23 protein-coding genes are annotated in these 21860 nt (G+C 50.9%); 11 read left to right on the forward strand and 12 right to left on the reverse strand.

Going from position 1 to position 21860, the window contains the following annotated elements; all coding sequences use genetic code 11:
- Positions 1–18: 18 nt before the first annotated feature.
- Genes KKH67_01860 through KKH67_01875 form a run of 4 tightly spaced genes read left to right on the forward strand, consistent with a single transcriptional unit; the run spans position 19 to position 2985 of the window.
- On the forward strand, positions 19–546 hold the full coding sequence (locus tag KKH67_01860) for an AAA family ATPase (protein ID MBU1317919.1): 528 nt from the start codon (positions 19–21) through the stop codon (positions 544–546).
- Entirely contained in the window at positions 539–1639 is a 1101-nt protein-coding gene (aroB, locus tag KKH67_01865; protein ID MBU1317920.1) for a 3-dehydroquinate synthase, read from the forward strand. The genes KKH67_01860 and aroB overlap by 8 nt, the downstream gene beginning before the upstream one ends.
- A 1-nt stretch (position 1640) precedes the next feature.
- Positions 1641–2081 carry a type II 3-dehydroquinate dehydratase gene (aroQ, locus tag KKH67_01870; protein ID MBU1317921.1) on the forward strand — a complete coding sequence of 147 codons (441 nt, stop codon included), beginning with the start codon at positions 1641–1643 and terminating at the stop codon, positions 2079–2081.
- Positions 2071–2985 carry an aminotransferase class IV gene (locus KKH67_01875; GenBank protein ID MBU1317922.1) on the forward strand — a complete coding sequence of 305 codons (915 nt, stop codon included), beginning with the start codon at positions 2071–2073 and terminating at the stop codon, positions 2983–2985. The genes aroQ and KKH67_01875 overlap by 11 nt, the downstream gene beginning before the upstream one ends.
- A gap of 8 nt (positions 2986–2993) precedes the next feature.
- Here KKH67_01875 and KKH67_01880 read toward each other — a convergent pair whose 3' ends face one another.
- The 4 genes from KKH67_01880 to KKH67_01895 form a co-directional block, all read right to left on the reverse strand.
- Positions 2994–3362, reverse strand: a complete 369-nt coding sequence (locus KKH67_01880) for a heavy-metal-associated domain-containing protein (GenBank protein MBU1317923.1) — start codon at positions 3360–3362, stop codon at positions 2994–2996.
- A gap of 9 nt (positions 3363–3371) precedes the next feature.
- Positions 3372–4133 (reverse strand): 4Fe-4S binding protein, encoded by a 762-nt coding sequence (locus KKH67_01885; GenBank protein ID MBU1317924.1) that lies wholly within the window; start codon positions 4131–4133, stop codon positions 3372–3374.
- A gap of 93 nt (positions 4134–4226) precedes the next feature.
- A complete protein-coding gene (gene speB, locus KKH67_01890) occupies positions 4227–5114 on the reverse strand; it encodes an agmatinase (GenBank protein MBU1317925.1) in 888 nt (295 codons plus the stop codon).
- Positions 5115–5200: 86 nt separating this feature from the next.
- Positions 5201–5680 (reverse strand): Mut7-C RNAse domain-containing protein, encoded by a 480-nt coding sequence (locus tag KKH67_01895; GenBank protein MBU1317926.1) that lies wholly within the window; start codon positions 5678–5680, stop codon positions 5201–5203.
- A gap of 101 nt (positions 5681–5781) precedes the next feature.
- Here KKH67_01895 and KKH67_01900 point away from each other — a divergent pair, with 101 nt between their 5' ends.
- Genes KKH67_01900 through KKH67_01910 form a run of 3 tightly spaced genes read left to right on the forward strand, consistent with a single transcriptional unit; the run spans position 5782 to position 10117 of the window.
- Positions 5782–7548, forward strand: a complete 1767-nt coding sequence (locus KKH67_01900; GenBank protein MBU1317927.1) for an ABC transporter ATP-binding protein/permease — start codon at positions 5782–5784, stop codon at positions 7546–7548.
- A 56-nt stretch (positions 7549–7604) separates the two neighbouring features.
- Positions 7605–9350, forward strand: a complete 1746-nt coding sequence (locus KKH67_01905) for an ABC transporter ATP-binding protein/permease (GenBank protein MBU1317928.1) — start codon at positions 7605–7607, stop codon at positions 9348–9350.
- Positions 9347–10117, forward strand: a complete 771-nt coding sequence (locus KKH67_01910; GenBank protein MBU1317929.1) for an inositol monophosphatase — start codon at positions 9347–9349, stop codon at positions 10115–10117. The genes KKH67_01905 and KKH67_01910 overlap by 4 nt, the downstream gene beginning before the upstream one ends.
- Here KKH67_01910 and KKH67_01915 read toward each other — a convergent pair.
- Positions 10098–10868 carry a response regulator gene (locus KKH67_01915; GenBank protein MBU1317930.1) on the reverse strand — a complete coding sequence of 257 codons (771 nt, stop codon included), beginning with the start codon at positions 10866–10868 and terminating at the stop codon, positions 10098–10100. The two genes, KKH67_01910 and KKH67_01915, sit on opposite strands and share 20 nt — an antisense overlap.
- A gap of 83 nt (positions 10869–10951) precedes the next feature.
- On the reverse strand, positions 10952–12295 hold the full coding sequence (locus KKH67_01920; GenBank protein MBU1317931.1) for a phosphomannomutase/phosphoglucomutase: 1344 nt from the start codon (positions 12293–12295) through the stop codon (positions 10952–10954).
- Between the two features lie 111 nt (positions 12296–12406).
- On the opposite strand from KKH67_01920, the gene KKH67_01925 reads away from it, so the two are divergent.
- The 3 genes from KKH67_01925 to KKH67_01935 all read left to right on the forward strand — a co-directional run bounded on the left by KKH67_01925 (position 12407) and on the right by KKH67_01935 (position 15245).
- Positions 12407–13483, forward strand: a complete 1077-nt coding sequence (locus KKH67_01925; GenBank protein MBU1317932.1) for an ABC transporter ATP-binding protein — start codon at positions 12407–12409, stop codon at positions 13481–13483.
- Between the two features lie 78 nt (positions 13484–13561).
- Positions 13562–13780: a hypothetical protein gene (locus tag KKH67_01930; protein ID MBU1317933.1), complete on the forward strand. Its 219-nt coding sequence runs from the start codon at positions 13562–13564 to the stop codon at positions 13778–13780.
- A 97-nt stretch (positions 13781–13877) separates the two neighbouring features.
- A complete protein-coding gene (locus KKH67_01935) occupies positions 13878–15245 on the forward strand; it encodes a hypothetical protein (GenBank protein MBU1317934.1) in 1368 nt (455 codons plus the stop codon).
- Positions 15246–15265: 20 nt separating this feature from the next.
- Here KKH67_01935 and KKH67_01940 read toward each other — a convergent pair whose 3' ends face one another.
- The 6 genes from KKH67_01940 to KKH67_01965 form a co-directional block, all read right to left on the reverse strand.
- On the reverse strand, positions 15266–15643 hold the full coding sequence (locus tag KKH67_01940; protein MBU1317935.1) for a hypothetical protein: 378 nt from the start codon (positions 15641–15643) through the stop codon (positions 15266–15268).
- Positions 15644–15759: 116 nt separating this feature from the next.
- Positions 15760–16767, reverse strand: a complete 1008-nt coding sequence (locus KKH67_01945) for a hypothetical protein (protein ID MBU1317936.1) — start codon at positions 16765–16767, stop codon at positions 15760–15762.
- 42 nt (positions 16768–16809) lie between these two features.
- On the reverse strand, positions 16810–18354 hold the full coding sequence (locus KKH67_01950; GenBank protein ID MBU1317937.1) for a hypothetical protein: 1545 nt from the start codon (positions 18352–18354) through the stop codon (positions 16810–16812).
- 230 nt (positions 18355–18584) lie between these two features.
- A complete protein-coding gene (locus KKH67_01955) occupies positions 18585–19151 on the reverse strand; it encodes a DNA-3-methyladenine glycosylase I (protein ID MBU1317938.1) in 567 nt (188 codons plus the stop codon).
- 47 nt (positions 19152–19198) lie between these two features.
- Positions 19199–19957 carry a class I SAM-dependent methyltransferase gene (locus KKH67_01960; protein MBU1317939.1) on the reverse strand — a complete coding sequence of 253 codons (759 nt, stop codon included), beginning with the start codon at positions 19955–19957 and terminating at the stop codon, positions 19199–19201.
- Positions 19958–20137: 180 nt separating this feature from the next.
- Positions 20138–20578, reverse strand: a complete 441-nt coding sequence (locus KKH67_01965) for an arsenate reductase ArsC (protein MBU1317940.1) — start codon at positions 20576–20578, stop codon at positions 20138–20140.
- A gap of 191 nt (positions 20579–20769) precedes the next feature.
- On the opposite strand from KKH67_01965, the gene KKH67_01970 reads away from it, so the two are divergent.
- Positions 20770–21858 carry a hypothetical protein gene (locus KKH67_01970; GenBank protein MBU1317941.1) on the forward strand — a complete coding sequence of 363 codons (1089 nt, stop codon included), beginning with the start codon at positions 20770–20772 and terminating at the stop codon, positions 21856–21858.
- Positions 21859–21860 lie beyond the last annotated feature (2 nt).

Here is a 21860-nt window from a genome sequence, read left to right on the forward strand (position 1 = left end):
TCGCATGGATAGCGAAGAATGTTGCCAAATGTCAACATAGTCCTTGCTGGACCGATGGGTTCCGGAAAGACATCTGTCGGTGAAGTAGTAGCCTCGAAACTCGGCAGAGAGTTTCGTGACACGGACAGAATGATTGAAGAAATCACCGGGTTGTCAATCGTGCGAATCTTCTCCGAGAGAAGTGAAACATATTTCCGATCTATGGAGCGCGAAGTCGCGAAAGTAATAGCCCATCACAAGAATCTTGTAGTGGCTGTCGGCGGGGGGATGACCGTTCCCGAGGAGAACTTCCTGACTCTGTCGGCAAGTGGGTTGATCATCTGTCTGACAGCTTCGCAGAAGGTGCTGGCAAACCGCCTCAGTGACCATTCAGGGCGACCGATGCTGGAGGGTCACGATCTCAAAACCAGACTCCCGGAAATACTGAGAGAGCGTCGGAAGGCATACAATAGGATTCCATTCCTGATTGAGACTGACGGCATCGAGATAGAATCCGTTGCAGAGAGAGTAATCATCCTCTATCAGGAGCAGACAGCAGGTGTTTGACACAGATGCAAAATTCTCATTCCCGCATTTAACATGCAGGGTAATGGCCGGAAGCGGCGCACCGGAAACCATTGCAGCCTTTGTCAACAAAATCGACTGTTCATCAGCGTTTATTGTAACCGACAAGAATGTGTACAGACATCACGGTCATCTCTTCAGATCATTGTTGCAGAATATAGAATGCCCATCCGCAATGCATGTCATCCCCGCTGGCGAGATGACAAAGAGCTACCGCTATCAAATCGAAATCCACAAGTGGCTTCTTGATAGCGGAGCCGACAGGAATTCCGTACTGCTGGGCGCCGGCGGTGGTGTCGTATGCGACCTCGTGGGATTCGCGGCTGCAACCTTCATGCGCGGCATCTCACACATCCTGATTCCGACAACGCTTGTTGCTCAGATTGATGCTGCAATCGGCGGCAAGAACGGTATAAACCTGCCGAATGCAAAGAATATGATTGGTACGGTGAAGCAACCGCTGTCGATAATTGCCGATCCACTCTTTCTATCGACTTTGAAGCGAGAACATGTTCGAGAAGGCATGTCAGAGCTTGTAAAGATGGCTCTGGTAAGATCACGAAAACTGGCAGGCCTGCTTGATTCTTTCCGCGAAGCGGGCACCGGTGGCGGTGACTCCTTCTTACCGCGGATAATCGAGGTTGGGATAAGACTGAAGCTTGAAATCGTAAAGAGAGACCCATTCGAAAGCGGATTGCGTAAGACTTTGAATTTCGGCCACACTACGGCGCATGCGCTTGAGGTGATCGGCAGCTATCGACGCCAAATGCCTCATGGAAAGGCGGTTGCGTTCGGTATGCTTGTCGCGCTGGAGATGTCGCAGAAGCTCTGTTCGCTCTCCGACGAGACAAGAATATGGGGGCATGACCAGATACGCAGTCTCTATAAGTCGTTTCCGATTGCAGATTCGAGTCTTGAGGCAGTTTGGGAAGTGATCAGTCGCGACAAGAAACGAGTAGGGCGTGATATACAATTCGTTCTTCTCGAGTCATTTGCCAAGCCTGTTCTGCGGACGGTCAATCGAAGAGAGTTCAGCCGGGCATTTATGAAAGTATCGAAATCATGGAGTAAGTAGTATGGATAATATCACTATCATAAACGGGCCGAATCTCAATCTGCTTGGAAAACGCGAGCCGGAGATATACGGCAACCAGACACTCGAGCAGATAAACAAATCGCTGACGATCACCGCTTCCAAGCTCGAACTCAACCTGTCGTTCTTCGAGTGCAACTCCGAGGGTGAGATAATCGACATCATCCAGGCAACCGGAAGCAAGTCCGTCGGACTTATAATCAATCCCGGCGGATACTCGCACACGTCGGTAGCCATATTGGATGCACTGAAAATGCTTTCGATTCCCGTAATAGAAGTTCACCTCTCGAACTTGTACAAGCGTGAAGAATTCCGCCACAAATCTATTACAGCTTCAGCTGCCTGGGGAGTTATCTCCGGATTCGGGAGTCACGGTTATCACCTCGCACTGCATGCTCTCAGGAGACGGCTCGATGAAGAATAGGATGCTCGCATATTTCGAAGGCCGGATAGTCCCAGAAGAACGGGCACAAATTTCCATCAAGACTCACGCCTTCAATTACGGTACCTGCGCTTTCGAAGGCATGAAGGCATTTCATCTCGGCGATCAGAAGTGGAATTTGTTTCGAATCGACGATCATGTGCGGCGGCTTCTTCGCACATGCGGAATCATGCACATCGAACCGCCCGCCACTTACGATGAGATCACAGACAGCATCAAGGAACTTGTCCTGAAGAACGGACTCGATAGCGACATTTATATACGCCCAATGATATACTGCTCACTTCAGGGTGTCGGACTTGGCAAGCTGTCGCCAACAGAGCTCGCGATTTTCTGCCTGCCAGTTGACAGAGTCAGGCACAAGGTTTTCCGTACAAGGTTCTCCAAAACCGTTCGAATACCTCCGGAGGCGATTCCATCCCACGGCAAGATCACCGGCATGTACGTCAACTCGTTCATCGCACAGCGAGAAGTCGCCGAGCAGGGGGACGAGATTGCCCTTATGAAGAGCATCGATGGATATGTCACAGAAGCTTTCGGGATGAACCTGTTCGTTGTCAAGAAAAATCGCTGCATCACATCGCCGGTTTCTATTGGTGTGCTCGATGGAATCACGCGCAGATCGATTATGAAGTTCTGTGTCGAAGACCTCGGAATGACTGTAGAAGAGCGCTTGTACACACCGCGATTTCTCCATAATGCTGATGAGATATTCATATGCGGAACTGGTGCGGGAGTAAACTCTGTGATTTCGGTCGACGGTCGAAACATCGGGAATGGAAATCGTGGGGAAGTAACGCGGAAGCTCTTCAAATTATACTGGTCGGTCATTCATGCTGACAATTCTGACTACAACTCCTGGTACAATGTCATCTCGAGAAGATGATGGTCCCATCATGGCACTCTGCGTTCCACCTCATGAAAGAACGCTTCGAATGTTCCGTCCTGTAACCTGAATTCCTTCTCGAAAATGACCTTGATCCTGTCGGGATTGATTTCGGAAGAATTGTAGACGAAGATCGCTCTGTGATTCGCCGCATAGGTCGTTATGCTCTCGATGCCGGGAGTGTCCTGGAACATCTCTGTGAAGAAACCCGCCGTTCCTCGGCACTTGATTCCGTCGACAATGAATTCGACGGTGGAATCACCCTGTGCAGAGAATGCGACCTCAGTCGTTGGAAAGAAGAAGACCGACTGGAAAACATATCCGCCCACTATGAAGAGGAGCACCAGAATCGGTATAATGATCTTAGGAATTCGCATGTCTCTCTCCTAAAACGCTTTCACTTCGAGGCAGTTGTCCACCGGGCACGCCTCGACACATTCCAGACAATTGACGCAATCTCGATGTGTCACCTTGTTTGCGACCATCGGCTCCAGACCAAAATGACACTTCTGATTGCAGATCGTGCAGTCGATGCAGGTCTCTTTGTTGCGGCTGACACGCATCAGACCGATCTTGGAGAATGGATCAAGCGCTGCCGCTAGCGGGCAGAAATATCGACAGAAAAACATCGGCTGGAAAAACGCTCCGATGACGAAAGCTCCCATCACGGCATAGCTGACATAACCGAGAGTACCGTGGCCGAGACCTGAAAATATGATATAGAACGGATCATATCCCCTGAAAACAAGATCACCGATTCGATACGTGAAGTATAGCACCACCGCGAGAACCGGGTATCGTAGGAGCCTCAGGTAACGATCTGCTGATGCAGGAATGCGCGGACGCTTCGGCCACACTTTGTCGCCGAGTCGGCTGATCCATTCGTTTATGGTACCGATCGGGCAGACCCAACCGCAGAAACTCCGTTTTGTAATTATTGTCAGCCCTATCACACCGAGAAATATCGATAAGTTCAGCGGTGCCAATGCGCATGTGAAATTGCTCGTCGTGAACAAACCGTAGAGCGCTTCAACTCCACCGAATGGACAGAATGCCTCGAAACCATTGGAGCCGAAGCCGAGTGCGACATATGTGATCGCTCCGAGAAAGAATATCTGTATGGCATATCTGAGATATCGAATGCTCATTTATCCTCCACGTTGCTGTCATCCAGAAGTCTGGTGAAAAGCAAGTCAGTCCTCAAGTCGGAAATATAGTCCTATCATCGGGATTTCCAAGTGCTATCTCTGCGCGGAATCGGCTTCAAGATATCCAATCAACTTGTATATCAGCTTAGCTGCGGCAAATTGCGACACCAGACTCCCGGGAATCGGCATCAGCTCGACGACGTCGAATCCGACTACCCTTTTCATGGTGCAGAGCCTATTAAGTAATTCGAGAGTCTCATACCAACCGAGACCACCCGGTTCGGGAGTTCCGACACCCGGAATCACCGACGGATCGAAACCGTCAAGATCGATCGTTACATAGACATCATCGGTCAGCATCTCTATGACTTCGTCCTGCCAGTGATCTCTTCCAGTGATATCTTTGGCGAAGAGTAGCGGAATTTTTTCGGATGAAACCAGCTCAGCCTCTTCCCTGCTCAGATTCCTGATACCAACGCCAACCGTTGTCTTTACATGTTCGCGAATCCGGCGCACGGCGCAGGCATGCGAGTAAATGCTACCTTGATATTCCTGTCGCAGATCCGCGTGGGCGTCAATCTGCAGAACGGAGAGCTGTGGGAACTTCTCAGCATATGATTTCACCGGCGCGACCGAAACAGTGTGTTCTCCGCCAAGCGTGACTACGATCTTGCCGTCTCCGATAGCATCCGAAACCGCTTTCGATACACTATCGATCATAGTCCGCGGATCGGTCAGAGAATCCAGCGCCGGCAGCGTGTGAACGCCCGCTGTGTACGGCTCACTGGCAGACTCTTCATCATACAACTCGACTTCCTGCGAAGCTTCGAGGATCGCATTCGGTCCAGCGGCGGTTCCGTGACCGTATGTCGTGGCCTGCTCATAGCCGACCGGCAGCACAACATACCGCGATATGCCGTAGCTACAATCATCCCCGGTCAGACCGAGGAAATTCAACTTGTTAGCATTCTTAGTCTTCATCCCGCTCCCGTATCCGTATCTTTCGGCAGGCAATATAAACCGGATTCGTCTGAATGGAAAGGCAGAATCCAGACAGCCCAGTCACGTCAAATCAGACCTATCGATTTCAGCTTATCCAGCATTGCCGTCACATGAGTTGCCGGCCAGAAAATCCGGCCGCACTCAGTACAAATAGTGAATTCACTCTGGGTTTCATAGACGTATGGCCAAACCTTCCCTTTAACTTCATCTTTCGAAGCCCTCCGCAAGGGCCGGTTATCCTCCATACAGCGAGTCAAGACAGCCGACTCATCAATTGCCAGGTCGCATTTATCGAGAACAGCTTTGATCTGTTTCCAGGGATCATCATCGGTCAACAGCACAACATCCCGCGCAAGTTTCATTGAGGCCAGCACACTGTTTCTCGTCAGAATGGTCCTCCCCTGTTCCAGGGCAATCGCCAGAACTTGTTTAACAACATGGGTTTGCGACAGATCAGTATCGAAGCCTATCATCCGCATGTAACGGCATAGCTTGCCGACTGTCGGATCGCAAAGGAACTTGCGTCCGGTCTTACTGTTTGACATAGGTGTCATGTTACTATATACTGTTTAACTCAATGTAACGCAACTTCTTGATTGGTTGCACATTCAGAGGGCCTAGTCGCCGACAAGACTCACATTCAAGCATGTCCGACAAGAACGAAAACAAGAGGAATCTAACCAGGGTCTTTGCGTATCTGAAAAGGTATCGCCGATATTTTATAGCCGGTGGTGTAGCAATCATCCTGACGAGCGCATTCGGTCTGGTTGCGCCATGGCTGATTAAGGACGCGATAGAAACCCTCGAGAATGAAACCGCGACCAGACATAGCCTGCTTCTATATGGTCTGGGGGTCTTCGGAGTAGCGCTGGCGAGCGGTTTCTTCCTCTTCTTTCTGAGAAGGACCATCATCTGGGCTTCTCGCATCATAGAATACGACCTCAAGAACGAGTTGACACAGCATTTGCTGAAACTCCCCCAGTCGTTCTTCAACGCCACACGTACCGGCGATATCATAGCACGACTCTCCAACGATGTCGAGGCAGTCAGGATGATGATTGGCCCCGGCATCATGCACTTCGCGAACACGGTCGTTGCCGGTTCGATAGCGCTGGTGCTGATGCTCATACTCAGTCCGAAACTGACGTTGTATGCGCTTGCGCCATTTCCGGTACTGGCGATCACATTCAAGAAGATCGCATCAATCGTGTATTCGTTGTCATACAAGATTCAAACTCACTTCTCGGTTCTCTCGGCATTTGTACAAGAGAATGCGTCCGGCGTAAGAGTAGTGAAAGCCTACAATCAAGAGCAGAGTCAGATCGAGGAGTTCGACGGCCTCAACAAAGAATATGTCAAGTTGAACTTGAAGCTTGCCAGATTCATGGGACTGTTCCAGCCGATTGTCGCTCTCGAAGTTGGTGTGATACTCGTGATAGTGCTCTATTTCGGCGGGAGGCTTGTGATTGACGAGTCTCTCAGTCTCGGTGTGCTGGTAGCTTTCATGCTCTACCTGATGATGCTGGTCTGGCCTGTGATGGCGATTGGATGGACGATAACTCTTTATCAGCGCGGGCTCGCGTCACTCGAGCGTATCGAGAAGATTCTCAATGTCGTACCGGAAATTTGTGATACGGAGAAGACGACACAAGCAGACAAGCTCGAACCGGAGATTCGCTTCCACAATCTGTCGTTTGCATATCCCGGTACAGAACGAACAGTATTGCACAATATCGATGTACACATTCCGGCGGCGAAAGTGACCGCATTTGTCGGACGCACCGGATGCGGTAAATCAACTCTTATCGAGCTCATGGTGCGTGGTTATCAGGTTGATGACGGCAAGATCGAGATCGGCGGTAGAGACATAAACAGCATTCCGCTTGCACAGCTCCGCAGCATGATAGGTTATGTACCGCAGGAGTCGTTCCTGTTCTCCGACTCTTTATATGAGAATATCTCATTCGGCCTGCCGGTGATAGACCGCAAAGCGTCTGAGAATGCAGCAAGATTGTCACATCTCGACGCAGATATCGATAGCTTCCCGAATGGTTTCCGAACTGTAATCGGTGAAAGGGGAGTGACTCTTTCCGGAGGTCAGAAACAGCGAACTGCGCTTGCCAGGGCAATAGCATGTAATCCGGAGATACTGATACTCGATGATGCGTTTTCGGCTGTAGACACTGGCACCGAAGAACAGATTCTCACTGGGCTGGAGTCTGTGATGACATCACGTACGACGATTCTTGTGTCGCACCGAATATCGACGATTCGCAGGGCTGACTTGATATATGTTCTCGAGGGGGGCAGAGTTGTTGACTCTGGTAGTCATGTGCAACTACTGTCGACGTGTCCCCTCTACGCTGACATCGTGTCAAAGCAGGAACTCGAAGAGCAACTGGAGCGTCTGTAGTGCCTGAGTTTTTCCACGATGACGAGTTGAGTGGCAAAGCGTACGATTCTCGCTTGATGAAGCGCCTGCTCATTTACCTGAAGCCATACAGGAAGTACGTAATCCTTGCGGCGATCCTGCTTCTTGTTGGGTCAGCACTGCAGTTGCTCGGACCGGTTCTTATCAAGTATGCAATCGACAACTACATCGCTACGAAAGATGTCCAGGGTCTTGGCAAAATCTGCGCTGGCTATTTTGTGCTGCTTGTCCTGAGCTTCCTGTTAACATGGGCTCAGATTTATGCCATGGAATGGGTCGGTCAGATGACAGTGTACAACATGCGAATGCAGCTTTTCTCTCATTTGCAAACGCTAAACCTGAAATTCTATGACAGAAATCCTGTCGGGAGAATTCTGACACGAGTAACCAGCGACATAAATGCGCTCAATGATTTGCTCTCCTCCGGCGTGGTCACAATAATCGGCGATGTGGTGGTTCTGGTAGGAATCGTCGGATTTATGCTCGCGATTGACTTCAAACTTGCCCTGGTAACATTGACCGTACTGCCTCTGCTGATTTTTGCGGCCTTTATGTTCCGTGCCAAGGTGCGCGAGACATACCGCGAAGTGCGGCGGTATATAGCACAACTGAACGCATTCATTCAGGAGCACATCTCGGGAATGACTGTGGTGCAGTATTTCGTGCAGGAAGCCAAAGTCCTTCGCAAATTCAAGGATATAAACCACAAGCTAATGAAACAGAACCACAGATCGGTGCTCTACTATGCCGTCTTCTTCCCGCTGGTGAGAGTCTTGAGCGCGGTGTCGCTTGCTCTGATTATCTGGTACGGCGGGGGCGAAGTGATCCAGGGTGCGCTGACATTCGGAACATTGGTCGCGTTTACACAATATGTTGAACGATTCTACCGGCCTATCATGGACCTCTCCGAAAAATACAACATTCTTCAGTCTGCGATGGCCTCTGCCGAACGAGTTTTCAGGTTGCTCGACACCAAGCCTGACTTCACCGATTCGATTTCGCCGGTGGACTGGAATGATTGCGAGGGCTCAGTCAGATTCGAAAACGTTTCGTTCGCGTACAACGATTCCGAATGGGTTCTCAAGGATATCTCATTTGACATTAAGCCGGGTGAAAAAGTCGCCATAGTCGGCGCGACCGGGGCGGGCAAAACTACGATATCAGGACTTCTGATGAGGTTCTACGACAACCAGAAAGGGACGATCCTGCTGGACAACACGGATATTAGAAAATACTCGATGGAGCGTGTCCGCAAGCAGATCGGACTGGTTCTGCAGGATGTATTTCTCTTTTCCGGTGAAATAGAGAAAAATATCAGACTTGGCGACAAAAGCATCACCGATGATAAATTGAAGCAGGCAGCCAGCGACGTGAACCTCGATCGATTCGTGAAGAGCCTGCCGGACGGTTACAAGTTCAAGATTGGCGAACGTGGTGTTTCCCTGTCCGTAGGTCAGAAGCAATTGCTATCATTCGCGCGCGCGCTGGCACACGATCCCAGAATTCTAATCCTCGACGAAGCGACATCGTCAGTCGACACCGAGACAGAAATGCTAATTCAGCAGGCGCTCGACAGACTGATGGAGAATCGTACTTCGATCATAATCGCACACAGGCTATCGACAATCAAGAAAGTCGACAGAATTCTTGTCCTGCACAAGGGCTGCCTGAGGGAGTCGGGCACGCACGCTGAGTTGCTGGAGAATCGCGGCATATACTGGAAATTGTACCAATTGCAATACCAATTGCAAAACGGCATAGTCCCGACGGGCAGAGAAGCATGAACAAGCGCACCACTATCGCCAAAACGATCGCCTATGATGCAGGGCAAGTGCTGCTGCGAGGATTTCGCAAGACTCTCACAATCCAACACAAGGGCGCGGTCGACCTGGTCACCAACATGGATCTGAAGTCAGAGAAGATGATCCACACGGCGATCAGGAAGCACTTCCCTGATGATTCGATCCTCGCAGAAGAGAGTGGTTCCGAGGAAACCGGCTCTCGATATAGGTGGATTGTCGATCCTCTTGACGGCACTACGAATTACGCCCACGGTTATCCAGTCTGGTGTGTGTCTATCGCAATTGAGTTGGATCGAGAGATTGTCGGTGGCGTGATTTACAATCCGAATCTCGATGAGATGTTCTACGCGCAACGTGGGAGAGGAGCGTTCAGAAATCAACGGCGCATTCATGTAAGCATGCAGTCGAAGCTCGCAGATTCGCTGCTTGCAACCGGCTTCCCGTATGACATCGGGACGTCCAAAGTCGACAACCTGAAGCATTTCGGCCGGTTGTACAAGCTGTCGCGCGGCGTGCGGCGTGGCGGGTCGGCTGCGATGGATATCGCCTACACAGCGGCGGGGATATTCGATGGATTCTGGGAATTGAAGCTCTCTCCCTGGGATACAGCCGCGGGGAAGATCATCGCTGAGGAAGCTGGCGCAAAGATCACCGATTTCGCAGGCAATGCGTACGATATTTTCGAGAAAGAAATCGTCTGTGCGAACAGGAAGTTGCTGAAGCAGATACTCAGAATCCTGCAATTGTAGATTGGATAGACTCTCGCTTGGTCTTGAATCTTGCGAGAATCTCAGTGACCTGTTCGAATCTAAAGGGCTTAGCCAGAAATGCGTCGGCAGCGGCAGCAATCTCCGACTTCTCTCTTTTATTCGGTGAAAATCCGGTATAGATAACAACATTAGTAGTCGGAGAGAATTCTTTGATGCAGTGAGCAAGTTCAATTCCGCTCATACCAGGCATGATGAAGTCTGTCAGAACAATGCTGACATGGCCGTCGCGAAGTTTGAGAAGAGCTTCGGTTCCGCTAGCCGCAGTGCTGACATCGTAACCCTGCTCCCGGAGGTGAGACTGCAAGAGCTCACGTGATTCCTCGTCGTCGTCAATGACCATGACCGCCGAACTCTCGGGACTCAAATGCCCAAGAAGCTCCTGAATCATTTTTTCGATTACAGCAATCCTGAACGGCTTATCCAGGAACCCATCGGCGCCGGCGCTGAAGGCACGCGAGACGATGCCTTTCATGTTGACGCCGGTAATTAGAATGACGGGTGTAGTGGGAGATATCCTCTTTATTCGTCTCATCGCCTCAATTCCATCGATACCGGGCAGATTGATGTCCGCCACGATTATATCGACGTCGGTTGAGCCAACCATCTCAACAGCAGTCTCTCCGGAGTCGACCGAAAGCGTTTCATACCCGATCGATTCGAGAGTGTCGGAAAGGAGTGATGTCAACAAAGGGTCGTCGTCGACCACGAGAATCCTGGTTCTTCTGCCCATAATAAATTTCCTACCCCCTCAGTATTTTCCTCCCCCTTTATTCCTATCCCCTTAGTATTGTTTCGAACAAAAGCGCAGAATCTTTAGCCCTCACGAATGAGTCGCAGAACTTCCGGCAGCTTTCTGCCCAGAAGATCATGGGAGTTGGCCTCCATGTTCAGGCGCAGCAGTGGCTCCGTATTGGAGGGACGAACGTTGAACCACCAATCGCCGTAATCGATTGTGATCCCATCAAGGGTATCGCATTTGCCGTCCGAATAGCGCTCCTGCAGCAATTTGAGGCGGGATGGTATGTCCTTGACCGTCGAATTGACCTCGCCAGATCGGAAATATGGGTCAATATCTGAGACGATAGCAGAAAGCGGCTTATTTTCGACTGAGATGAGTTCCAGACAAACCAGAAGCGCTATTAGCCCGGAGTCGGCAAACCAGTTATTTCTGAAGTAGAAATGTCCCGAATGCTCACCACCAAAGAGCGCATTGTGCTCTTTCATCAGCGGTTTAATCAGTGCATGGCCGACCCGTGTTCTGATAGCCGTTCCGCCGAATCGTGTGATAGTCTCAGGGACGGTCTTCGAACAAATGAGGTTATACAGAATTGTCGCACCCGGCTCCTTTTCAAGAAGGCTCTTCGACACCATCGCTGTCACAATGTCACCACCGAGCGGTTTTGCGTGCTCGTCGACAAGGAATACTCTGTCAGCATCTCCGTCGAACGCGGCTCCAAGATCTGCGCCGACTTCTTTCACTTTCCGCTGCAAATCGACAATATTCTCCGGTTCAATCGGGGAAGCAAGGTGATTCGGAAATGTACCGTCCAACTCAAAATAAAGCGGAGTGACATCACACGGCAGCTTCGCAAATACAGGCGGTAACGTCTTGCCGGCCATACCGTTACCGGCATCAATCACAATCTTCAGCGGCTTGACATGCTCTTTCTTGACGAACGACAAAACATGCTCTCTGTACGCTTCCGAGTAGTCCCTCTTGACTATCCTGCCACCACCAGCCGCAGCCCCCAGATCGCCCTTTATCATGTCTCTTATATCGCGCAGGCCCTCGTCGCCAGAAAGGGGCACCGCTTGCGATTTGCACACCTTGAAGCCATTGTATTCGGGCGGGTTGTGCGACGCTGTTATCATCACACCACAATCATGGCCAAACTTGCCCACGGCGAAGTATAAGCCATCTGTTGATGTATGGCCGATATCAGTGACATCGCAGCCCTCGTCAACAATGCCCTTGATCATTGCAGCCGCCAATTGCGGCGATGATACCCGCATATCGCGGCCGACAACAGCGTCCTTGCAGCTCAAATACCGAGCCAGCCCGCGCCCAAATCGATATGCTATATCTTCGTTTAGATCCTTGCCGTATATACCTCTCACATCGTATGCTTTGAAGATCGAGTCAGAAATAGTAGTCATGTCACTCTCCGGGTTTGCTCTGCTAATGCACAAATATACTGCCCCTGCCTGCTCGTTCAAGGTTTAAATGCTTGCAGTAGCCGGTTTAGTTTGATATTTTCGGTTTTGAAAATGGCAAGACTCATAATCAACAACTTATGCAAATCCTTTGATGGTCAGCAGATAATCGAAGACTTCAGTCTGAACGTCTCAGACGGCGAATTCCTGGTTCTGCTCGGTCCATCGGGATGCGGAAAATCGACGTTGCTGCGGATGATAGCCGGACTCGAGTCTGCCGACAGCGGTGAAATTATCGTCGGAGGGCACAACATCACACATCTCCCCCCTCGCAACCGGGATATTGCGATGGTGTTTCAGAATTACGCCCTCTACCCTCACATGACAATATACGACAACATTGCTTTCCCACTGAAAATGCGCAAAGTCCCGAAAGATGAGATCGACCGTCAGGTAAAGAGTACCGCCGAGCTGCTCGGTCTGTCCGAAATGCTCTATCGAAAACCAGGAACGCTTTCCGGTGGTCAGCGGCAGCGCGTGGCAGTCGGGCGGGCGATTGTCCGAAATCCGAAGCTCTTTCTCTTTGACGAACCTCTCTCCAATCTCGATGCCAAACTACGTGTATCGATGCGTACCGAGATACTGAGGTTGATGCACCGATTGAGTGCAACGGTTGTGTATGTTACCCATGATCAGGAGGAAGCTTTGACGATGGGTGACAGAATCGCTGTCCTATACGAAAGCGTCGTGCAGCAGGTCGGAACACCACAGCAGATATATGAGCGACCTGCCAATACGTATGTGGCACGATTTGTCGGCTCACCGCGCATGAATATTCTGAATGTGCAAGCCACCGAGCATGGGAAGTTGACACTGACAGATGGGACTTTCGTTGCAGCACTACCTCGAATGCAGAGAGCGCGCGCTCCAAAGCTCTCTCTCGGCTTCAGAGCAGAAATGTGTGACTTGGTGCAGGATTCAGGAATACCGGTAACTGTAGCTTCGACAGAATATGTCGGCAGTGACCGTTACCTGCACGGCAAATTCGACAGCGAAGATGTGATTGTACGCATCGATCCGGCTATGACACTCGCGGCTGACTCGGTTGTCAGAATCCAGCCTCGAACAGATGCGCTTGTTCTCTTTGACTCCGATGGCAATCGCATTGACCTCTTGATATCTGCTCCGTGACTGCGCAGCAGGCTAAAGCGCCACCCATCCTTCATCGACACCGGCGACATACTCTTCTTCAAAGAGATCAAATTGTGCATGACCGATACTATCGATTCGCTTCGGGCAAAGGCGCTGCCGGTAAGCGTCGAAGCTGTCACGGAGGGCATCTCCGGACTGGTCGACGGCAGATTGCGGGCAGTCAGCCAAAGCCCTCAGGATGGAAAACAGTACTATGTCATGCATGAGAGATTAAAGAGAGTGGCAGAAAAGAATATCGCAACAATGGTCGAATCCCCGGTCACTCAGTCCTCATAGTACATTTATTTGGCCTATCCCACTTGACAGATCGGCGAATTTGTACATCTTTACTACTCAGAATGTACATTTGGATTTAATGGAGAGGCTGGGTTACATGATGAGTCGTACAAGAATCGGTCAGATCTCTTTCGCAGCAGTTTCAATATGCATGTTGCTTCTTGCCTGCTCCAGTGATGACAATCCTGTTCAGCCACCGTCAACAATAGTTCGCGTTCCGGGAGACCATGCGACTATCCAGGCAGCTATCGACGCGATAGACTCGGCGACGACAGGATGGACAGTGCTGGTGGCAGATGGCGAATATACAGGCGAAGGCAATCGAGACATCAGCTTCAAAGGCAAGCAAATAACGGTTAGGTCAGTGAATGGAGCTGGATCGACAATCATCAATTGCGAAGCGGACAGCGCCAACCCGCACCGTGCATTCATATTCGACGGCGGAGAAGACTCGACGTTCAGACTTGAGGGTTTCACGATCAAAAATGGGTATGCCGATTTGGGTGGAGCGATCTACTGTGCCGCTGCTCCCTTGATTCAAAGTTGTGTCTTCTCTGACAATATGGCATCCCAGACAGGTGGCGCAATCTACATGATCGGCTCCTGGGCAGATGTTGAATCATGTTCATTCGTAGCGAATCAAGCTGACATCAGATTCTCATCATCAGCTGGTGGTGCAGTTTATTGCGCATCATCGATTGTGGCCTTCAAGAACTGCGAATTCAACGGGAACAGTGCTACACAAGGAGGCGCTCTGGTCTCTGTAATGGCAACCGTGACTCTTGACAATTGTGATTTCGCCGACAACTCGGCCAGTTCGATAGGGGGTGCAATCACGGGCTCCGATTTCGATCTGGATATGTCAGATTGCAATTTTGCTGGAAACACCGCATCCAAAGGCGGCGGCGCATTATTCTACGGATGTCGGGTTACTGCTTCTTCGACCGGATTCGTTAATAACAGTGCATCCATAAACGGAGGTGCGATCAGCAGCGATCGAGATCAAGTTCTCGACATTTCATTCTGCCATTTCGATGGAAACAACTCTCCACGCGGCGGCGCTATTGACCTGACCGGAACTGACCCCAGCATCAGCAAGTCAACATTCACTGGCAATGAAGCGACACATGGATCGGCCCTCTTCTGCCTCTCGTCAAGCAAACCGACTCTCGAGTACTGCATCATCGCGTTCGGGAATGGAATTCCGGTGGTTGCCAATGATCTCACAAGACCAGAAGTTGTCTGCTGTGACGTGTATGGGAATATTGGCGGTGACTATGCCGGCAGCCTGATCGGTCAGGAAACCCTCAACGGCAATTTTTCGCTCGACCCGCTTTTCTGCGACCCTGACGAGCACAATTTCAGGCTTGAATTTGAATCTCCATGCACAGAGGCAAACAGCGGTTGCGGAATACATGTCGGGGCATTCGATGCCGGATGCGTTCAGATAGCAGACGACGAGTGAGTCGGATTCTGCCGACCGACCTACAGCTCGCTTACTTGCCAGTTTTCGTCCAGCCAGACACCGGCGATCCTCACCGGCAGATTCCAAGACTTCACGACCCGGATCGATTCGACGAGTTGCTCTTCGTGGGCAACTTTCGATACAGGATTACCCGCGCAATCGTGGTGCGCAACAATTATGACGATCTCAGAGCCATGCTTCTCGACTGAAATCTCGACCCGTTTCTTGATAGACGCGATTGTCGCAGCATCACCCGCCGATATCTTACCTTCGGGTCCCGGTTCCGTGACCATATCGACGTAATCAAGTCCGAAGTTCTCTTTCATCCATTCAATGACTGGTATTTGCACCCGTCCGTCCATGCAGTTTATTGCTGTCCCAAACTTGCCATCAGCCATCTCAATCACTCCCGGTATGTTCTGGTTCTCTGATATCCGCCTGCCTTATCCAGATATGATGGAATTTAGAAATCCCGTCTCTTAGATGCAAGAGATATATGCTTGCGAGGACTCGATCAGAGAATGATAACCAGCTTGCCGATCTGATTCCCCAGATCAGACTCTACTACAAAGATGTATATTCCGCTTGTTACAAGTTCGTTATTGGTCGACCTCAGATTCCACATCAGCTTGGCGTCAGCCTGCGTGTATATCCCCGGATGGGTAAGAATGCGCACGAGATCGCCGTCGAGCGTGTAAATCCTGATCGTGCAACTCGGAGGGAGATTCAAGAAGTGCATTCTTCGTTCGTGATCGACAAAACCCGACTTCCGAGGGTCCTCATATTCGGCTGCCAGATATCTGCCGTCTCCGTAGTATGGATTCGGATAGACTGTCACCTGCAATTTCCGGTCGAGAACGACTGCCGCTTCGTTGATCGGCCAGGCCTCCACAGTATTAGCGAGCGGCGATGTTTCAAGCGGATCAATCTCAAAGAACGCATCGCCAAAATCAAATGCTGTGACCGAAAAATACCACGGTACCGACGGCAAGAGGTTATCCAATACGCACTCGTATTCATAGTACTTGTGAAAATAAGCTGAATCGCCGGTCTGCGGATCGATGTCCCTGAGCCAGTTGTAACTTGTCAGAGTATCCTCAATGTCATTTTCAGATGTCACCAATCCCGAATTCATATCATCTATGAACCGCTTTGAGAAACCGACATTCTCGATCGTACTTCTACCATCGTCCCAACCAGGTATCGACCGGTTCCAATCGACGGGATCGAAGCAGTATGTGTTTGAATCATCAGCGAGTCCCGAGCCTCCGGGATTTTGCGGATAATCCAGAGGATCGAAATCGTCGCCATAGATTTGCTTCAGTATGCCAAGCGAAAGAGGATTCTCCCTGCGCTGCCATCTCTCCGATTCATCGTCCCATTCAAGACGGTGATAATCCTCCAGATCATGTGACACTGTCAGCGCGAGCTTGTCGATTGTGTTCAGCCTGCCCATGTAAACGCGATAGCCTTCAAAATCGCGCACTCGTGTGAACGGATCAATTGACGTCTCAGTGATCAAGCCGTTCCATCGCAGACGAACTGTCTCCTGACTTGTTGAAACTCACAATGCGGGTGGCGGAGGAGCTGTCGCAGCCTTGAAATCGGGCGCGCCATCACCGGCATAGTAGAAGGTATCGATCACCACTTCCCCTGTCGGAAGCGTATCTTCGATTTCCCAGAACGGTCCCGCATCGCCGTCTCCATCCGTGTCAACTCCGGGGTTATCATAAACCCAGCTTGCCCAGACGGCATTCTCAGCGACATCGCTGAAATCAAGAGTAGAATAGAACATCTCCGGATTATACTGCTGCAGCATGTAGGTATCGAAGTTTCTGTGGTCACGATGAAATTCTTCACCTGCAACGTACGCAATCGTGAACGGGAGGGACTTCCCGGATTGAAGATCGAACGGCCCCATTGACAGCACAAAACGGGTGTCGCCCCCGCGTGCGATGATCTCCGAGATGGCAGAGTTGGGTGGGAGCCAACCTTCATCGGCAAATGACCGACCCGAAAACATCTGGTCATAATCGTGCTCGCCGTTGTTCATCAGATAGTACTTGGTCGGATCTCCTTCGGGCGTCCCCTGTCCGCCTGTTCCGAAATTGCGTCTGTTGCTCTCCATCATCGGTCCCCAGTCGAATTGTGAGGCCGAGTTGGAAATCCACCAGTTGAACGATACCCGCAAATCCTCGACTGGTGCGCGCATCACCCGGACGCCGGTCGCGCTCCGGACGCTCGCGAAATCATATTCGCCGCCGCTACCCGGATCGCCGTTGTCATCCGCAATGTAGGCGAGAGCAATCGTATCGAGATACCCGTGCCCCGCACGAGAGGGATACGTTTCTCTGAAACCACAAAGATCGTCAAGATGACAAAATGCGTAACGCGACAGATGCCCCGCTTCGGCGTCGACATAGATGCCGAGATAAACATCCTCCAGATCAGAGCTGCCCACATTCTCGATGCTATAGTCTATCAGCACGAAATCTCCGGCATAGTTCGCACTCCAACTGTAGCTCTTCTGAGTGATCCTTAGATTTAATGGATTGTGCCCGGCTTTGTTCCAGTCATTGCCGGTCCACTGTGGATCATCGAGCGTGTCGGTGTAGACAGCAGTGAAATCGAGATCGGATTTGGCATCTTCATCGTAATTTGGATCGGACGGTCTGTTTGATGTTTTGACCAAACCGCAAACATCTTCGGCGCACGGCCACATCTCGAAATTGCTGTGCCAGCCGTCGTGCGCGACAGATACAAGAGTATCGATTCCCGATCTCGCTCCTATCCAAAGGCCGCCGATCCAGAGGTAATTCTGATCCGTGCCGCCCGGTAATTCGCAAGATGGTGCAGCCTTGTTGGTTTCGCAATCATGATAATATCCGATCATGCTGCCGAAGCATCCGAAGTTCGTGACAGAAAAATACATGTTATTCGCGTTGTGGACGCAAACCTGTTGATTTGGCGGCCTGGTCGCTGTCGACTTGAAGAGTGGGATGCGTTCTGATGCGGAATTGTCATTGGGGTCGTGCAGACTGCGACCGTTCGAGGTTGATACTGAGACTAATATTGCGGTCACTGCGACGAGAATTGTCAGTTTGCTCATGTCGGTGTACCCGGGAAGGTGGCAGACTTCAAGAATGTCGTCCAAGCGCTGTCAGCACATGACAACTAAGTTCCGATCCACCCACATGTCAAACGCAATCTGCACAAGAACAGTCCTGTAGGTCAGAAGCCCTGTGCTTTTGACAATTCATGCGCAGCACGAATTCCGAGATGTCAAAACCACGCTCGTCGCCGGGCGCCTCGCTCAGGGGTTTTGATCTACATCTCTGCCTATCTCCCCACCTCTCTGTACCTGAAACAACTCATCGCGTGGTCGTTTACCATGCCTGCAGCCTGCACGAATGCATAGCAGATGGTCGAACCGACAAACTTGAACCCGCGCTTCTTGAGGTCCATACTCATTGCATCCGACTCTGCGGATGTTGGCGGCACTTCGCTGTTGGTTGTCCATTTATTCTTGATAGTCTTGCCGCCGGTGAAACTCCAGATATATTTGTCGAACGATCCGAATTCCTTTTGGATATCGAGAAAAGCCTTTGCGTTAGTTATCGACGCATTGATCTTAGCCTTATTGCGGATTATCCCGGCATCATTTCGGAGTTTCTCTACTTTCTTTGCAGTGTATTTCGCGATCTTGTTGCAATCGAAATTGTCGAACGCTTTGCGGAAATTCTCGCGCTTTCGCAGGACAATCTGCCACGAGAGTCCAGCCTGGAACGCATCGAGCACGAGAAATTCGAACAGCTTGCGGTCGTCATGCACCGGAACTCCCCATTCAGTGTCATGATACTCGAGCATCAACTCATCCGCCCCCGGCCACTCACAACGTTTCTTCATTGTCTGATCCCGTTTGTGTTTATGAGACAAAGTAGTTATCTGAATCATCACTTCCGCGTTCCATACCAAATCTGACGCGGGACCGATGGTGTGAATGGGCTGCCATCATAGTCGCCGAGAACGCCGAGCGCGGTCAGGCCGGCTCGTTTGACAAGGCTGCCAAAATGCTCCGGAGGATAGAGCCGCACTCGCTCCTCGAAACAGCGTTTCCCGCTTGAGTCATTAATCTCGATCTTCTTGACTACCTGGCTGCCGGTTATTCGCCGTTTCTCGATAACTTCCGCCGGCCCATTCGGACCGTCTAATTCTCTGCGGGATTTTGGCACAAGAGTCTTCGCAAGATGCGCCGGGTTCGGAATATCAATCCACCACCAGCCGGTCTTGCGGAGTACGTCCCGGATCGTCTTCAGAACAAGTGCATCTTCTCTCACGGTCTCGAAATATCCAAACGATGTGAACCACATGGTGACACCGTCAAACCGCTCAGAGAAGGGCAGATATCGCATATCAGCGCGCACCAGTTCAGCCGCGCGGCCGACCTCATCGAAACGACGGTGTGCCTCTTTGAGCAAGGTATCCGAAAGATCGACACCGGTCACTTTCGCACCATTATCGGAGAATGCCAGCATGTGACGCCCTGCTCCACAGGCAAGATCGAGAACATGTTGGCCCGATTCAAATGGCAGATGCCGGATGGCAGAGGCTACTTCCTTCTCGGCATCCTCTTCGGAACGGTGAGAGTAGATCCAGAGATAATCGTCTGCAAACGCTCGCCTGTACCACTCTATCGATTCGGATCGGGGCATGCTCTTCTCATAAGGGCTTGTTGAAGAACCCGTGCAATCGTCATCATTGCGAGCGTAGCGTGGCAATCTCTACGTCTCATTATAGCATTGAGTGACATAGAGATCGCCACGTCGCTTCGCTCCTCGCGATGACATCTTTCGCCAATCCTGGCACTTTTTCAACACACCCATAAGCTGGTGTTACGGTTTCTGTTCAGTCAATGCTTCGGGAAGTTGCTCCACGAATGCTCTTATTTCATCACGTACGCGCCGGTAATGACCGAGAGCCTCTTCCTCGGATGATGTACTCTTCGCAAGTCGCGGCGGATCATCAAACCCTTTGTGAACGACCTTCGATTCGCCGGGAAACACGGGACAATTCTCGCCTGCATCATCACAGACTGTGATTACATAGTCGAATGGGATGTGCAGGACCTCGTCCAGCCGCTTTGATCGGTGACCGGAGATATCAACACCAGCCTCTTTCATGACACGGACCGCATTCGGATTGAGGCCGTGGGTTTCGATGCCGGCCGAGTACGCATCTATCAATTCGCCTTTGAGGCTTTTCGCCCACCCCTCGGCCATCTGACTTCTGCAAGAATTTCCTGCACAGAGAAACAGTATCTTCAACGCCGACATATGACCTTTCCCGCCAAAGACTTTCACGCTTTATACCAATATACAGCCCAAACGGCAAGGAATTCCACAAACGCGGAAAAAGTTTCCATTGGGAGGCAGTACTCGCACACCTAACATATTGTCTATCAGGATATTAGAAATGACTACTACTGGCATGCGGTTTGCGAAGTGATTCCCCGGAGGTATTATACATGGTAACACGAGCCAGATATGTTAGATCGGGAGAATCGAGAGATTCGTCACTTGTCAACGAGGTGATCGCCACCCTTCGAGCTCGAAGGAAGTTGATATACATCTTCATGGCGGCAGTCTTCGCACTCTCAACCGTCGTGCTGATATTGACACCGAACAAGTATGAAGCATCAGCGAGAATCATGCCTGCCATGGCGAGTCAGACGGGAGCCGCAGGTGCGTTTGCGCAGTCAATGGGTCAGGGATCGCAATCCCTATCGAGTCTCATGCTCTCCAAGGTTGGAAGCATGGCTACAATCATTGTTGAACTCTTGAAAGGCAGAACTGTGCTGGACAGCGTCCTGCTGCACAGATACACGGACGTTGGGGGAGGCCGGGAAGGCGATCTGTTCGAGCTATGGGACGTTGAGAACACCGACCTCGCACGGATGAAGCTGTTGTCGAAAGCATCATTCTCCGGCGATTCGAAGACAGGCATCGTAACGATTTCCGTCGAGACAGACTATCCGAACCTGAGCGCACAGGTATGCAATGAATTTGTCAGTCAACTTGACAAGTACAAGCGTTCTCTCGATGCGACTATGGCTGATGAAATGAGCCGCTACCTTGCTGAGCAAGTTATGCTGCAAAATAAGGCTGTGGAGGAGGCCGAAAGCAAGCAGGAGAATTTCTTCACTGCCAACAGGAACTATCTGCGGGCCGATGATCCTAAGCTTAGGCTGGAGGTTGAAAGACATGAAAGAAATGTCATGTTCCAGCGGCAGGTGCTTGCAAACCTCATGGAACTAAAAGTCCGAAGCGACATGGAGAGGGAGAAGGAAGTCCCGCGAATCTCAGTGCTTGAATTGGCCGCACCGCCAGTCCTGAAATCGGGTCCGCAAAGAGTGAAATCGATTCTGATGATGACGATGTTCGGATTCGTGTTCGCTGTCGGGCTTGTCGCGCTCAAACTGTCGTACGACACACATTTCTCGCAGGCGACGAAATCGGTGTTGGCAGATTCCTATCATTCGGTCGGGCAGGATTTGCGAGTCATCACCAGGAGAATCAAGTCTCCCCTGCATACCGTGCGAGAACCGGAGGCATAGCT

It is taken from the genome of Candidatus Zixiibacteriota bacterium (assembly GCA_018820315.1).
Lineage (GTDB): Bacteria > Zixibacteria > MSB-5A5 > JAABVY01 > JAHJOQ01 > JAHJOQ01.